We start from the raw sequence: 15263 nt of genomic DNA, 5'->3' as shown, positions 1-15263 counted from the left end.
GCGGCAACTATAAGAAGTATTTTCTTTTCCGAAATGTTAATTGAAAGCCCTCCTAACCCTATTTTTTTAATTTATTGTATCTAAAAATTCAGTTCTTTGGCTTATCATTAACTTTATATTATTTTTTTAACATAATATCATTTGATGGTAAACAGAACTGTATGGGCGTTGGCATGTGTTTGTTTTTCAATGTCCACATTGTTAAGTTTGGTTGGAATTATTTCAGTTATTCAGATTTATTTTAATGTTTCTATTTATTATGCTAGTTTATATGCAAGTATATTTGCAGGGACATTGGGATTTTCAAGTTTGGTAATGCCTGCCGTTTTTTCAAGATTTGAGAAGAAGAGACTCATAATTATTATATTGGCAATCACGATAATAGCTAATTCAATGGAACTGTTTGTCACAGATTATTATATTGGGCTTATTTTTAGAATAATTCCTGCATTTTTCTATCCGATTGCTGTTAGTTCCGCTTTAACAATTGTTGGTAAAATTGCTCCGCATTATACAAACAGGGTTGTTTTAGGAGTTTCTGCTGGAAGCATATTGGGTCTTTCCATTACTTCCTATTTGGGTTTTACTCATGGATTTCAGATTACAATGCTGTGGTTTGTTCTGATTAATGTCGTGTCATTAATTTTAACTGTAATCTTCATTCCTAATTTTGAAGGTAATAAAGAGCCTATAATGTTGCAGATTAGTCATGCAAAATCTAAATCATTTCTACTTTCAATAATTTATGTTTTTTGCATGGTTGTAGGTATAAGCATCACTTATAATTATATTCCAACATTCTTAAATCAAGTAACCAAAATCAGCGGTGAAATGTTATTTGTTACTTTATTTTTAATGGGCTTAACATCCATGTTTGGAACAGTTTTATGCGGATACTTGCTTGAAAAAAAGGGTAGTTTGACTGTTCTTTTTTATCCTATTGGGTTTTCTGTTATAATGTTTATATTGGGTTTATTCGTTAAATATCCATTCACCGAATTTTTTGTCCTGTTGATTTTTGGAATATTTGACGGATCTGCATATACAATTTCACAATATTGGGTTACTTCATCAGTTAGTGAATCTCCTGAATTTGCAAACGGAATATTTTTATTGATGTGTAATTTATCCATATTTATCGGCACAATGATTGGTGGAATGATTATAGACAATATTAGTATTTTATACATTTTCTTTGGATCTGTAATCATGATGATTTTGGCAATTCCATTTGTTGTCATTAGAATCAGAGCCACTCCTGATTCCGTTTAATGAAGGAGCGTATGAGAAAAATAGCATTTCATATGGTTATGTGGTGTTTGGTGGGGTGATAGTTATTCATTTAGGCTAATGTATACAATATTTCCGCCTTTTAAGGTTTCAATACCATTATCATTTTCTAAAACAACATTTAAGTAATTATCAATAGCTATTATTTTTCCTTCAGCCTGATTATTGTCTCTTAATTCCACAATCACATTTTTATTTTTAAATTGTCTGAATAATTTGTTTACTTGTTCTTTGTCAGTCATGTTTTTCAATCCTTTAATCGTATATTATAGTTTATATTCTACATTTATATACTTTAATGTTTTAATATTATACCATGGCAATTAATCAATTAGAAGAAAATTTAGAAGCTATTACAAGGACAATTGAGCAATTAAAAAAAGACGGTTGCAGCGATGAAAAGATTTTAAATGAACTTCGCGAAGAAAGAGATAAAATTCTCAAAGATTTAAACCTGTAGATATTTTATTTCAACCACTCTTTCAATAAACTCATATCACTTGTTAAATCTATTTTTAAGGGTGTCACAGTAGTTTTATGCGCTCTGCGTAATTCATAACCATCACTTCCGGGGACATCTGATTCGTACGGTTCGCCCCCAATCCAGTAATACGGTTTCCCACGTGGGTCAAGGCGCTTATGCATTATTGGGGTATACATCCTTTTTCCTAATTTTACAACTTCAAATTCTTCGTCAACGGGATTTTCAGGTATGTTCACATTCAATAAGTCGATTCCTTCAGGCAATCCTTTTTTTAATACAATTTTAGATATTTTATTAAGCATTTTTCCTGCAAAATCAAAATCTATTTCTATTTCGCCGTTTTCAAATTTAATGTCATCCCTAATTACTTCTTGTGAAATGGCTATTGTAGGAATACCGAAACTTGCCGCTTCAATTGCAGCACCAAGTGTTCCTGATGTTGTCAGTTCGGCTTGCCCCAAATTAAACCCGGTATTTATTCCTGAAATCATGATGTCTGGTGTTTCGTCAAGTAGCTGAAAGAGTCCGATAGTTACTGCATCGGTTGGTGTTCCGCTTACGCCGTATCCAAAACTTCCGTCTTTTAATGTGTATCTGTTCACTCTTAATGGTTCATAAAGTGTTAATGCATGCCCTATACCACTTTGTTGGGTTTCAGGAGCAATGACACATGTATCACATAAATTTTCAACCGCTTTTTTAGCAGCAAGGATTCCTGAAGCAGTTATTCCATCATCATTACTTATTAATGCTTTCATATATTTATTAAGGTATAACCATCTTAAAATAATTTTATATTTTTTGGTGATATGATAAACTTTAATAATAATTTAATGTATAAAATATATTAGTAATTTTTTTTTAGAAAAAACACATGCGGGTGGAAAATTGGAAAAACCACAACTTATTAATTTTATAGCTAAAGTGATGGAAGACTCTGGTTTCAAGGTTTATAAGAATTTTAAAACCTCCCAGAAGATTATAGATATATATGCTATATTACCAACAACAATAGGGGATTTTGGTGTTGTTGTAGCATGTAAAAACTATGATAAGAATTTTGAAATTGGAGTTGATGTTTTAAAAGAGATGGAAGAAGTTGGAGAGAGTTTAAAAGCATCTAAAGTAACTATTGTTTCTTCTTCTTATTTTTCAAGTCAAGCAATCAACTATGCGCTTAGAAAAAATATTAAGCTAGTCGACAGGAATAATTTGATTGAACTTGCTAAAAAATATCAGGACAGAACTTCTCAAACTACTTTGGATAATACTCCTTATGATGGTGGGGCATCAGCTTATATTGAAGAGGAATATCCGGAATATCAATATGATGCATCTGACATGGAATATTTGATGCAAAGAAGGGATCAAAATCCTCATGTTTATAAAAGTTCACTCTATAGGCAAGTTGAGGAAGACAGACCAAATGGATTGCTTTCATTAGTGGATAGATTTACTTCTCCAAAAAGTAGGGGCAGTTCAACTTCAACTAACTTATATAATTACAATCAGCAGCAATCTAGTTTTTCCAATCCATTATTGTTAAAGTTAATCAGCAATCCAATTGCACTGATTATATTGGTTGTAGCAATTTCTTATTTCATTGCCTTTTTCGGAGGCAATATCCTAAAAATGGATGCTGGAATTGTAGGATTAATTGAAATGGTCGTAGCTTTAGTTTTATCTTATGGCCTATCCTTATACACAGAAAGAAACGGCGATTTCATTGTAAAAGGAACATTTGTATTCTTCATTTCATTGATAATCTTAATCATATTAATTTTTGTTTAATTTAATATGATTAAAATTAATTATTATTAAAATCAATCCTAAAAGATACAAGAACCAAATCATTATGTCGGTTGGTCCGGTTTCTATCCAAATTAATGTGTGTGTTAAGATAACGGAGTAAATTGCTACTCCTATTCCTTTTTTTAATTTATGAACTAACTGCAGGAATGCTCCCATAAAGAGCATTTGTATTGTTAGTCCAATCATTCCAAAATCAAGGTACACAGGTCCGAACAGTGTGGATGTTAAACATACGTTGTAGTGAAGAACGTATTGTCCAATAAAGGTTCTTGGGCTTCCTGATGAAAAGATCATGGACAAGATGTGGCCATGTGTAGTTCCGCCTAATGGGATTATCCTTTCAAACACTTCCAATGTGAATGCGGCCCTGTAAAAGATTAGTTCAACGGGGTTCAATGTCCAATGTTGATTGGCTATTGATTGGGATGCGATATATCCAACGCCAAGAAGTCCAATAATCATTATGCCTATAAAGATGACGGCAAATCTTCTTGATATTTTTTTGAGATAATAAAGAGTAATAAACGAACTTCCCAAAATTCCGATTACTGAAGTTCTATATCCGTTCAATCCAAAGATTAAAGCCCCAACAACAACGAGAAACAGGTATTTTTTATCGTAATGTTTTGCAAGCAATAAATTAATCATTATTAAAAATAATGGATAGGCTATTCTCCAGATATTGGTTGTTGCGCTGGACTTCAAAACACTGTTGAAAAGGGGAATGCCTCCAAGCAGTACCATGTTCAGAGTTTGTAAAACTAAAGCTATGATTACAAGAGCCAGCAGCAATCTTTCAGATAAAAAATCGAGTTCTTTTGTTTTTTCAACATTTATTTTATATTTGATGGCTATTGCTCCAGCTAAAAAGATTATGCATGAAAAAAGAATTGTTAAAATCACTTCTGGTTTCAGTGGATCTTCAAACCTATAATTAAATGATCCGATATATCCCATTGCCAAAAATGCGATTATTGCAACTACAATCAATAACGGCTGAAAGAAATCGATTTTTTCTATTTTCATATCTATCCTCCCAATTCATATGAGGAGATAGCTAAATTCCCTCCAAAATTAGGCATTGCCGCCACATGGGTGTGAACATAACTTGCAAGTGTGTTGCCTTCAATAAAACCATCTTGGTTGTTATAGGAACCTTTTCCTCTTAAGATATTGAAAGCAAGTTTATGTTTGATGTTTTTATTGTCAACCAATACTTTGGAATAATGGAATTCATGTCCATTGAATTTTTCACCTTTTTTGGATATGATATTGTCCTCTTTAACCTCTGCAATTGTGTATTTCAGTGCTTGCACTCTATCAGTTAAGACAGCTTTGTAAGGATATACGTTAACAACCTTGTCTTCATGAATGGAATTCATAAGATACATCAAACCGCCGCATTCTGCAAAGATGGGTCTGTTTTCCAGGTGGAATGTTTTGATGTCGTGAAGCATTCTTTCATTTGCGCTGAGCTGTTTTGAAAAGAGTTCAGGATATCCCCCTCCGATGTATAATCCGTCCACATCAGGCAATCCTTCATCGTTCAATGGTGAAAAATATTCGATTTTAGCATTGTTTGCTTCCAATGATTCGATATTTTCTTTATAATAGAAATTAAATACTTCATCATAAGCTATTCCAATTTTAACCTTCTGTTTATTTAATTTATTCCAAATTGGAATTATGTCTGATGTGATTTTTGGAGCCTCGCGGGCAATTTCCACCAGTCTGTCCAAATCCAGTGAATTTTTCATGACTTCAGACCAAATGTCAATATATTTTAGGGAATTTTCTTTTTCACGAGCAGGAACAAGGCCTAAATGTCTTTCTTCTATGGATATAGAATTGTCACGGATGATTCCGCCTATAACCTCTGTTTTTGTAATTTCCTCTATGGACCTTTTAGTCTTTTCATAGTGGGCCTTATTTTTAACTTTATTTAAAATAACTCCAGCAATATTAATTTCAGGATCCAAGGCTTTAAAACCCAATACCAAAGCCGCGGCACTTTTGACCAGACTTCTGGAATTTATTATTAGGATGACAGGAGCTTTCAGGGATTTGGCTATTGAAGCGGTGCTTCCAATATCATTCACGGAGTCTATTCCTTCATAAAGTCCGCGAACACCTTCAATCACTGCTATGTCCTTTCCGTCCATAGCTTTTAAATAGGAATCTCTAACCTGTCCGGATTCCATAAAAAACGAATCCAGGTTTCTTGATACATTTCCTGTAGCTAATGTATGGTATGACGGGTCGATGTAGTCAGGTCCAACTTTAAATGGCTGAACGTTATATTTTTCACTTAAGGCTTTCATGATTCCGGTAGCAATTGTTGTTTTTCCAACGGCACTACCTGTTCCTGCTAAAATTATTCTCATAATTACTAATTTGCATCCTTGTTATATAACAATTTTTGTATAATTAAATCATTTTAAATAATATTAAACATAAAATTAAATCATATATAATGGTGGTTAAATGAGAATTTTACTAATTCATTCTGATTATTTAAATTACAATGTAAAGAATAAAACACCTGTAGCTGAAGAAATTGATGAAGCTAAAATGGAAGGGGCTTTCGATGACTCTTTAGTTGTATTTACAAGTGTTGAAAAAGAAGATGAAAATAATCCAGAAGGCATCGTTAAGAATTTAGTCAGTGAAGTTAAGAAAACCAATGAACAAGTTCAAGCAGAGAATATTGTATTGTATCCATATGCTCACTTGTCTTCATCATTAGGTTCTCCAAAAGTAGCTATTAAGATTTTAAAAGATACAGAAGAAGCTTTACTTGCTGAAGATTTAAATGTTAAAAGAGTGCCTTTCGGATGGTATAAGGCTTTTGAGATTTCATGTAAGGGTCACCCGTTAAGTGAACTTTCAAGAACAATTTCCGCAGATGCGCAAGAAGAAGAAAAAGTTGAAAGAAAACCTTCTACTTGGCAAATTCTTGAAGGAGATAAGATCACTCAAATCGATGACTTTAAATTTGAAAATAAAGCTTTTAAACAACTTGTTGATTATGAACTTGGACAGGGGGCATCTGATGAGGGTGAACCTCCGCATGTTAAGTTAATGAGAGAAAAAGAAATTTGTGATTATGAACCTGCTTCCGATGTTGGAAATCTCAGATGGTATCCTAAAGGAAAGTTGATTAGGGATTTATTATCCGATTACGTTTACGATTTGACTGTAAGTAGAGGAGCAATGCCTGTTGAAACTCCAATTTTCTATGATCTGGATAATCAGGCCATCTACGAACATGCTTACAAATTCGGTGAAAGACAATACAGGACAGATACTAAAAAGAAATTAATGCTTAGATTTGCAGCTTGTTTCGGCGCATTTAGATTAATGAGTGATTCATACTTAACCTGGAAAAATTTCCCGGCAAAGATATTTGAATTAACAAGATACAGTTTCCGTTATGAGAAAAAAGGTGAAGTGGTTGGTCTTAAAAGATTAAGAGCATTCACTATGCCTGATTGCCACTCATTCTGTTGTGATGTGCCTTCCTCTTTAGAAGAATTTTCCGCTCAAACAGACATGTGTATGCAAACTGGTAAAGATTTGAATTTGGACTTTGAAGTAATTTTCAGAGCAACTCAAGATTTCTTTGAAGAAAACGAAGAATGGATGTATGAAATTGCTCGCAAATTCAAAAAACCTATCCTTTTGGAAATCTTGCCTGAAAGACACCATTATTGGATATGCAAAATCGATTTGGCAAATATTGATGCTTTAGGACGCCCAATCGAAAATCCTACTGTTCAGATAGATGTTGAAAGTGGTAAAAGATTTGGAATTACATACCTTGGTGAAGATGGAGAACAGCATAATCCAACAATCCTGCATACTTCCCCAACCGGAAGTATTGAAAGGGTTTTATGTGCCCTGCTTGAAAAAACAGCTATTGAAATTAATGAACGCTCTCCAATGTTACCAACTTGGTTGAGTCCGATTCAAGCAAGAATTCTAACTGTGGGAGAATCTCACAAGGAATTTGCCAATGAACTTTATGACAAAATCAATGCTGCCAACATTCGTGTCGATATTGATGATAGGGATGAAAGCATAGGTAAAAAAATCAGAAATGCATCAAAAGAATGGATTCCATACATTTTTGTTGTAGGTGACAAAGAAATGGAGACTGGAAAATTCCAAGTGACTGTTCGTGAAACCGGCGAAAAGGTAGATATGACAGCAGAGGAATTAATAGCTGAAATTAATGAAAAATGTGAAGGAAAACCTTTCAGAAGATTGCCTTTACCTAAGGATATCTCAAGAAGGATTAACTTCCAATAATTATATTTATCAATAAAAATATACTATAAAATGTTATTATATGACGGAGGAAATTTAATGGACCCAATGTACAGAATAGGAGAAGCTCTTATTGGAGATGGACCTGAATTAGCTCACGTTGATTTATTAATCGGTGATAAATTCGGCCCTGTTGGTCAAGCTTTTGCTAATGGATTATCCAATTTATCTGTTGGACACACTCCTTTAACAAGTGTAATTAGACCAAACTTAATGACTAAGCCAGCTACTTTAATCATTCCTAAAGTAACTGTTGGAGATTTAGACGATGCTAGTAAAATATTTGGACCTGCACAAACTGCTGTTGCTAGAGCTGTAGCTGATGCGGTGGAAGACGGATATATTCCAAAAGACATTGTAGAAGACATTGTTATTAATGTAAGCGTATTTATTGACCCTTCTGCAAAAGATTTCAGAAAAATATATCAATACAATTATGGAGCTACAAAATTGGCTATTAGAAGAGCAATGGAAGGATATCCATCAATGGACAAAGTTCTTGCAGAAAAAGACCGTGGAACTCACCCAATTATGGGATTCAGAGTACAAAAACTTTGGTCTCCACCATATTTACAAGTTGCACTTGATCTTGATAACTTGGATGTAATGGCAAAAATCATTGAAGATTTACCGGATAAGGAAAGAGTACTTCTCGAAGCCGGAACTCCTCTCGTTAAAAAATTTGGTGTCGGTGTTGTTGGAAAAATCAGAGAATTGCGTCCAGATGCATTCATTATTGCTGATTTAAAAACTTTAGATGTTGGTCGTGTAGAAATTAAAATGGCTGCAGATGAAACAGCTGATGCGGTTGCTATTTCTGGTCTTGGTACTATTGAATCAATTAAAAAGGCAATTCATGAAACTCAAAAACAAGGTATTTACTCCATCCTTGATATGATGAATGTCAAAGACTTTGAAGAAAAATTATCTCAAATTCCAGATGATTTAAAACCAGATATAGTATTGTTACACAGAAATGTCGATTTAGAAACTTATAAAGCTGAAAAAGGTGAAGATACCAGTGAGATGACTGAATGGGGTAACATCAAAAAGATTAAAGAAATCATTGGCGGCGGCTTAATTGCAGTTGCCGGCGGTATTAAACCTGACAATGTTGAGGAAGCTATCGACAAAGGTGCAGACATTATTATTGCAGGAAGATATATTATCGGTTCCAGAGATGTAAGAAGATCCGCTCAAGACTTCTTGGCTCATTTCCCACCTGACCCGGATAATATGAGACTTGCAATGGATGAAGACGAACAAGTAAATTAGATTAATTTCTAATTTATTTTCTATTTTTTTTAAAAGGAGTTTTTTTTATGGGATTTTGCAATTCATGCGGCAGGCCTATTGTAAAAGAGGATTACGGAACAAATAAGGATGGAAGTCCAAACGATGAATTTTGTATTGATTGCTTTCAAAATGGTGAATATACAGAACCGGACATAACTCTTAATGAGATGATTGTAAGAAAAACAAAAGAAATGATGGAAAAAAATCCTAGATTGCCGGAAACCCAGGCAACTGGTATTACAGCAATGTTTATTCCGGGATTAAAAAGATGGAATCCCGAATTCCAAGATGATTATAAAACTCTTTAACTTCTACTTTTTAAGATGAATTCCCTTACTCTGTTGGCGATGTATTCATCATGGTTTTGTGAAGATTTGATATTGTAGATTTCTTCTTGTAAATCATTAAATTTGTCAACTAAATCATTATATTCAAGGCGTAAGGAATCATAATCTTTTTCTAAACCTTCATTAAGCTCATACATCTCAGCATAACTTGTTCTTGTAGAGAGGTTTTCATGTTTTAGCTGATCGTATTTATCGGTAATTTTATCGTAGCTGTCCTTAATGTTTTGATGTTCTTCTTTTAAGGTTGAGCATTTTGTTTTGAGATTTTTATTCTCTTCTTTGATACTTGAATATTTTGTTTTGAGATTTTCGTTTTCTTCTTTGATGTTTACGAATTTGCTTTTGAGATTTTCGTTTTCGATAATCAGTTTTGAGTGTTTATCTTTAATGTTTTCGTTTTCTTTTTTCAAGCTGTCAAGGTTATTTTCATGTAAGGAAGCATATTTATCTTCAATTTCACTTAAAGCATCGGTTTTTTTAGCCAATTCTGCTTTTAGTTCTTCAATTTGTTTTTCGTATTCTAAAGTGGACGGATTAATATTTTTTTCAAGCTGTTCTCTCAATTCCTTCACTTCCCGTACATATAAATAATTAGCTATCTTTAAACACTCATTAGTTTCTTCCATTTCTTTAAAATTTTCAATCTCGGATTGGGGGATAATTAATACTTCTTCCTGGTTATTGTAAATATCTTCATTTTTAGGAACTGTAATCTGTATCTGTTGTGTGGTGTATTTTTTTGTCTCTCCACTTTTCAGAGTCCTACGATATTCTCTGGAATATTTTTTTACAATGCCTCTACCAATCTTCATAATTTCTCCCAACGATTTATATATCTGTGGATGAAAGTATAAATATTTTTATAATATTGCTTTTTTGCTATTTTCTTAATATTCCTTAAAAAATAATTAACTCAAACTATTTTATTGGAGTCTTATAAATTAATATTATCAGTTGAAGGTTTTGATAACATGAAGGTTTTTGGTATTTGTGCAAGTCCAAGAAATAACACTACTGAATTTGTTTTAAAAAATGCTTTATCCAAATTAGACAATCATAATTTTGAAACTGAAATTTTCACATGCATGGGAAAAGATATTAAGCCATGCATGCATTGTGATTATTGTTTGGAAAATAAAAGATGCATTATTGATGATGACATGAAAGATGTCTATAAAGGACTTCAAAACTCCGATGGTATAATATTGGCCACTCCGATTCAAAGTGGCGGCATAAGTTCCAATTTATCGGCCATAATGGACAGAACCCGAGCTCTGGAGGCTGTTGATTATAATCTGTTAAGGGGAAAAATTGGAATGAGTATTGCTGTCGGGGGAGATCGCACAGGAGGTCAGGATTTTGCTCATCTAAAAAATATTACATATTTCATGATACATGGCATAATTCCTGTAAGTGGTGGGCCATTTGGTTCTAATTTGGGAGCTTCATTTTGGTCTAATGATTCATTGGATGATATTAAGGAAGATACATATGGAATGGAGTCTTTAAATCGAACTTTAAATGAATTTGAAAATTTCCTAAATAAGTATATTTAAATACTAAAATCATATTATATTTATAATAACTAATTTTTAAAGGTATATTATGGCAAATAAGTTGGTAAGAGGCAGTTTGATAATTTTTATAGGTAACATAATTTTCCGTATTGGCGGTTATCTCTATCGTTTTTTAATGGCTACATTGTTGGGACCTGTTAATAATGGTATTTTGGGTACCACAATGTCTGTTCAGGGAATATTTCAAACTCTAGCTTCTGGAGGTCTTCCTCCGGCCATATCTAAATATATCGCTGAATATGAGGCCGTTGATGACCATAACATGTCGAGGCAGACTATTTATACTGCATTAAAGATTATGGTTTTTCTAGGATTGTTATTAGGATTTTTAATGATCTTCTTCATTGCTCCAATATTGGCTAACAATTTCATGCATAAACCTCAGGTTATGGTTCCATTACAGATTATTGGTTTGATTACTCCTTTCAGTGTTGTTTTAGGTGCATTCAGGGGTGCATTTCAAGGAGTATATAAGATGGAATATATCGTTTATACCCGTGCCATCGAGCAGTTAGGGATGATTCTGTTTGCAACTGCATTCGTTTTGATAGGCTTTTCTGTCATCGGTGCTCTATGGGGTACAGTAATCGGTTATGCTCTTGCTGCGGTTTCTTCCGTTTTGATATTTAAATTTTTCATGCCAAAATACATTCCTAAACCTACCGGAGACTTTGAATTTTCACTTCGCGATGAACTTAAATTAGGCATCGTGTTGGTTAGATTTTCAATTCCCGTTATCATAACTGCAATTGCCGAAATGCTTATTTATAACATTTGTACCCTTATTATGGGCAGATTTTTGACATTGGCGGATATCGGGTTTTTCACAGCTGCAGACCCTATTGCCAGACTGCCTTTAATGATTTCCATTTCAGTTGCGACTACAATTTTGCCTGCTTCTTCTGAAGCCTTTAAACTTAAGGATATCTCAGCGCTTCAAAAATATGTGGGGGAATCCTATAAGATTTCATTGTTGTTTGTAGTTCCGATGTGTGTTGGCCTTGCATTATTCTCAGCACCTATCCTAAGGTTGCTTTATTTCAAAATTCCCGCTTATGTCGCAGGTGCTCCTGCTTTAGCAATATTGTCAATCGGAATGACTTTTTATTCCATATTTGCAATATCAACCAGTATTATCCAAGGTATTGGAAATCCTAGAATTCCAATGTACATTTTAATATTCGGTTCAATCACCACTGCGGTTCTTTGCTGGATATTTGCTCCGATTTTAGGCATTGCTGGAGGCGCAGCCGCTACAACTATTGCCTGTTTTTTAATGATGATTCCATGTATTTACTTTGTATTCAAATTAACCAAAACAAAAGCCCCTAAATTGCCGGTTTTAAAAATACTGGCCGCAACTGGTATTATGGGTTTGTTCGGATTGTTTGTTCCAAAAACAGCATTATGGCTATTTCCTGGAATTATCGTTTGTATGATTGTTTATTTCTTTGCATTGATTTTAGTTAAATTTTTCACAAAAGAGGATATTGAGACTTTAAGAGAGTATTCATCTAAATTAGGGCCTCTGTCTAAAATAGCAAATAAATTATTAAATTTTGTTGAAAAAGTTGAATTTAGAAATTAATAAAAAAACTTATTTATATATAAAAGATATAAACATTAGTAATTATAATTGGGGGATTATAATATGACTGATGTAAAGGCTGGTGTTGAATATAAAATCAATATAGATGGAAACTCTTTCTTGCTGGATAGTAAGAAATTTCAGCTTCTGGAATATATTTTAGATACTGGATCACTTACGGCAGCAGCAAAGTCAATCAATGTGTCTTATAGAACTGCATTGAATTATATTGAAAAAATCGAATCAACACTAAACGTTAAAATTGTAAATACTACTAAAGGGGGAAAAGGTGGTGGAGGTGGAACTTCACTTACCGAAGAAGGATATTCCATTTTAAAAGAGTGTAAAAAAATTAATGCCATTATGGAACTTCATAAAGATGTCAATGAAATAGAATCTGAAATTGTCGACATTGATGAAGCGAAAGGGGTCATGACAATTAAAATGCATGATTTCAAAATTAAAGCTCCATTAAACAGAAATTATGAAGTTGGAGATAAATTATTGGCTTTGATAAGCTATGATAATATTTTCTTGATGGTGGAGCCTCAAACATCCAGTATACGCAATATTCTGAAAGGCCAAATTGTTGAAATGAAGCTTGAAAATGAAGTTATTCGTGTAAGAATAGATGTTGGTGGCATCAATATATATTCAGACATTACAGTATCCGCTGAAAAGGAATTAAATCTTAATATAGGTAAAGAGATTTATGTAGGATTTAAGGCCATGTCTGTTGCTACTTTAAAGTTATAATTTAAAGGTGTAATGCATGTTGCAAATTTTGGTTGATGAAGATGAATGCATAGGTTGCGGCAACTGCTTTGACATTTGTCCGAAAGCGGCTAAAATTTGGAAGGTTGATAACGTTGCACATATATTAGATTTAAGATATTGTCATGTTTGCACACTATGTGCCATGGAATGCCCTGTAGATTGTATTAAAATTATACGTCCTGGCGAAGAAGTGTAAATGCTTAAAGCTTAAATTAATTATTTTGTAGGTTAGATTATGAGTAGAAATTCGAACGTTTCAAGAAAAACTTCAGAGACAGATATAATTATTAAGATGAATCTTGATGGTACCGGTAAATATGATATTTCAACAGGTATCAATTTCTTTAATCATATGTTGGAATCATTTTCAAAACACAGTATGATTGATTTGGATGTCATCGCTTCCGGAGACATTGAAATCGATGACCATCACACCATAGAAGATGTTGGAATATTGCTCGGAGAAGCTTTCCTGCAAGCAATTGGCGATAAAAGGGGCATTAAAAGAATGGCGCATGCAATTGTTCCGATGGATGAATCCGTTGCAACCGTTGCAATTGACATTAGCGGACGCAGTTACTGCAATATGAGTCTTGATTTTAAAAATGAAAAGATTGGAGACATGACTTCCGATATTATAATCCACTTTTTCGAATCATTTGCAAGTTCAGCCAAATTAAATATCTATGGAACTGCTGATGGGGCAAATGATCACCACAAAGCTGAAGCTGTCTTTAAAGCATTTGCCAAATCTTTAAAGGAAGCCATCAAAATTGAGCATGATCAAATTCCTTCTACAAAAGGAGTATTATAGCTATTAATTTAGCTATCTTTTTTTAATTTTAAAAATAGTAATATCTATTTAGTAGATAATTGAAAAAATAGTCGTTTTTTTTGAAAAGATTCTAAAAAAAAGAAAAAATAAAAGTAGCGTTAAGCTACTTATTGTGGTTTTGAGATTAACTCTGTTTTACAACCTGGGTTTCCTTCTTTCATGTGAGGGGTTCTTAAAACAGTGTCGTTTGCTTTTTCGATTTCTCTTGCTTCTTGTGCTAATTTAGCAGCACATGCAGCAATTTCGTGAGCAGCAGCTACTAATGGGATGAAGTTTTCGAAACCTTTGGTCATGAAACAACCTTTCATGTCTAAGTTTGCAACGGATCCAGCCATTTCGTATGCAGCAATAGCTTTTGCTTTTGCGTATGGGTTTGCGAATCCACCAGCTTCTGCAGCTTTTTCAGCAGTAATAATGAGTTTAGGTAATTCGATTTCTTCGCCTGCGTCTGCTTGTGCAATTACAGCGTCGATGGTTTTTTGGACTAATCTTAATGCTCCGGTTTCAGCTAATACTTTTAAGATGTCGGAGTTGAAGATAGCCATTTCAGTTGGGTCTAACCATTCTCTTTTTGCACCAATCATTGGGTCAGACATTACAATAATGTAACCTAATCCTTGTTCGTCCATTTCATCTTTCTTACCTTTACCTGGTGCGTCACCAATGATAATAGCAGGAACATCTTTTTCAGATAATAATTCTCTTGCTTTAGCTGGTCCAGGAGCACCTGGGTTTGGGCTAATGAAAATTGCGAAATCAGGTTCGAAAGCGTCTATTTTAGGAACAACGTCTTCTACTTGTTCTGGGTTCATTTTTGCTCCAGATCCAAATGTTCTTACATCGATATTTGGTCTGTCTGCTCTTTCGTCTAACAATAGGTCAATTACTGGTGAAGTACCAATATTACCACTTTTAATAATTGCAATTT

At 33.6% G+C, this 15263-nt stretch carries 17 protein-coding genes; 11 read left to right on the top strand and 6 right to left on the bottom strand.

What is annotated here, in order from left to right; all coding sequences use genetic code 11:
* Positions 1–144 precede the first annotated feature (144 nt).
* Entirely contained in the window at positions 145–1272 is a 1128-nt protein-coding gene (locus tag ACJMLZ_RS08265; RefSeq protein WP_405305151.1) for an MFS transporter, read from the top strand.
* Between the two features lie 62 nt (positions 1273–1334).
* On the opposite strand, the gene ACJMLZ_RS08260 is transcribed toward ACJMLZ_RS08265, so the two are convergent.
* Positions 1335–1532 (bottom strand): LSM domain-containing protein, encoded by a 198-nt coding sequence (locus tag ACJMLZ_RS08260; RefSeq protein ID WP_405305150.1) that lies wholly within the window; start codon positions 1530–1532, stop codon positions 1335–1337.
* A gap of 74 nt (positions 1533–1606) precedes the next feature.
* On the opposite strand from ACJMLZ_RS08260, the gene ACJMLZ_RS08255 reads away from it, so the two are divergent.
* Positions 1607–1750 (top strand): hypothetical protein, encoded by a 144-nt coding sequence (locus tag ACJMLZ_RS08255; RefSeq protein WP_405305149.1) that lies wholly within the window; start codon positions 1607–1609, stop codon positions 1748–1750.
* Between the two features lie 5 nt (positions 1751–1755).
* Here ACJMLZ_RS08255 and surE read toward each other — a convergent pair whose 3' ends face one another.
* Positions 1756–2532 (bottom strand): 5'/3'-nucleotidase SurE, encoded by a 777-nt coding sequence (gene surE / locus ACJMLZ_RS08250; protein ID WP_405305148.1) that lies wholly within the window; start codon positions 2530–2532, stop codon positions 1756–1758.
* Between the two features lie 130 nt (positions 2533–2662).
* Here surE and ACJMLZ_RS08245 point away from each other — a divergent pair, with 130 nt between their 5' ends.
* Positions 2663–3565 carry a restriction endonuclease gene (locus ACJMLZ_RS08245; RefSeq protein ID WP_405305147.1) on the top strand — a complete coding sequence of 301 codons (903 nt, stop codon included), beginning with the start codon at positions 2663–2665 and terminating at the stop codon, positions 3563–3565.
* On the opposite strand, the gene ACJMLZ_RS08240 is transcribed toward ACJMLZ_RS08245, so the two are convergent.
* Together ACJMLZ_RS08240 and cfbB are read right to left on the bottom strand one after the other, a co-directional pair.
* On the bottom strand, positions 3551–4612 hold the full coding sequence (locus ACJMLZ_RS08240) for an oligosaccharide repeat unit polymerase family protein (RefSeq protein ID WP_405305146.1): 1062 nt from the start codon (positions 4610–4612) through the stop codon (positions 3551–3553). The genes ACJMLZ_RS08245 and ACJMLZ_RS08240 overlap by 15 nt on opposite strands.
* A 2-nt stretch (positions 4613–4614) precedes the next feature.
* Complete coding sequence (gene cfbB, locus ACJMLZ_RS08235; protein WP_405305145.1) at positions 4615–5970, bottom strand: Ni-sirohydrochlorin a,c-diamide synthase; 1356 nt, start codon at positions 5968–5970, stop codon at positions 4615–4617.
* 100 nt (positions 5971–6070) lie between these two features.
* On the opposite strand from cfbB, the gene ACJMLZ_RS08230 reads away from it, so the two are divergent.
* The 3 genes from ACJMLZ_RS08230 to ACJMLZ_RS08220 all read left to right on the top strand — a co-directional run bounded on the left by ACJMLZ_RS08230 (position 6071) and on the right by ACJMLZ_RS08220 (position 9519).
* Positions 6071–7897, top strand: a complete 1827-nt coding sequence (locus ACJMLZ_RS08230) for a threonine--tRNA ligase (protein WP_405305144.1) — start codon at positions 6071–6073, stop codon at positions 7895–7897.
* 66 nt (positions 7898–7963) lie between these two features.
* Positions 7964–9190, top strand: coding sequence for a bifunctional 5,6,7,8-tetrahydromethanopterin hydro-lyase/3-hexulose-6-phosphate synthase (locus ACJMLZ_RS08225; protein ID WP_292821241.1), 1227 nt, complete (start codon positions 7964–7966; stop codon positions 9188–9190).
* A gap of 47 nt (positions 9191–9237) precedes the next feature.
* Positions 9238–9519, top strand: coding sequence for a zinc ribbon domain-containing protein (locus ACJMLZ_RS08220; RefSeq protein ID WP_292821041.1), 282 nt, complete (start codon positions 9238–9240; stop codon positions 9517–9519).
* Here the strand turns inward: ACJMLZ_RS08220 and ACJMLZ_RS08215 are convergent.
* Positions 9516–10370 (bottom strand): phosphoserine phosphatase, encoded by an 855-nt coding sequence (locus ACJMLZ_RS08215; RefSeq protein ID WP_405305143.1) that lies wholly within the window; start codon positions 10368–10370, stop codon positions 9516–9518. The two genes, ACJMLZ_RS08220 and ACJMLZ_RS08215, sit on opposite strands and share 4 nt — an antisense overlap.
* 159 nt (positions 10371–10529) lie before the next feature.
* On the opposite strand from ACJMLZ_RS08215, the gene ACJMLZ_RS08210 reads away from it, so the two are divergent.
* The 5 genes from ACJMLZ_RS08210 (at position 10530) to hisB (ending at position 14314) form a co-directional block, all read left to right on the top strand.
* Positions 10530–11114, top strand: a complete 585-nt coding sequence (locus tag ACJMLZ_RS08210) for a flavodoxin family protein (RefSeq protein ID WP_405305142.1) — start codon at positions 10530–10532, stop codon at positions 11112–11114.
* Between the two features lie 49 nt (positions 11115–11163).
* Positions 11164–12723 carry an oligosaccharide flippase family protein gene (locus tag ACJMLZ_RS08205; protein ID WP_405305141.1) on the top strand — a complete coding sequence of 520 codons (1560 nt, stop codon included), beginning with the start codon at positions 11164–11166 and terminating at the stop codon, positions 12721–12723.
* Between the two features lie 63 nt (positions 12724–12786).
* The gene (locus ACJMLZ_RS08200) at positions 12787–13479 is read left to right on the top strand and encodes a TOBE domain-containing protein (protein ID WP_405305140.1); all 693 of its coding nucleotides are present in this window, start codon (positions 12787–12789) and stop codon (positions 13477–13479) included.
* A 16-nt stretch (positions 13480–13495) separates the two neighbouring features.
* Positions 13496–13696: a 4Fe-4S binding protein gene (locus ACJMLZ_RS08195; RefSeq protein WP_405305139.1), complete on the top strand. Its 201-nt coding sequence runs from the start codon at positions 13496–13498 to the stop codon at positions 13694–13696.
* 39 nt (positions 13697–13735) lie between these two features.
* Positions 13736–14314 carry an imidazoleglycerol-phosphate dehydratase HisB gene (gene hisB / locus ACJMLZ_RS08190; RefSeq protein ID WP_405305138.1) on the top strand — a complete coding sequence of 193 codons (579 nt, stop codon included), beginning with the start codon at positions 13736–13738 and terminating at the stop codon, positions 14312–14314.
* Between the two features lie 128 nt (positions 14315–14442).
* Here the strand turns inward: hisB and ACJMLZ_RS08185 are convergent, their stop codons facing one another.
* Positions 14443–15261, bottom strand: coding sequence for a F420-dependent methylenetetrahydromethanopterin dehydrogenase (locus ACJMLZ_RS08185; protein WP_405305137.1), 819 nt, complete (start codon positions 15259–15261; stop codon positions 14443–14445).
* Positions 15262–15263 lie beyond the last annotated feature (2 nt).

Origin of the sequence: Methanobrevibacter sp. (genome assembly GCF_045126245.1) — an archaeon.
GTDB lineage: Archaea > Methanobacteriota > Methanobacteria > Methanobacteriales > Methanobacteriaceae > Methanocatella.
Note: the sequence above shows the minus strand (reverse complement) of the source record. Positions and strands in the feature narration are given on the sequence as shown.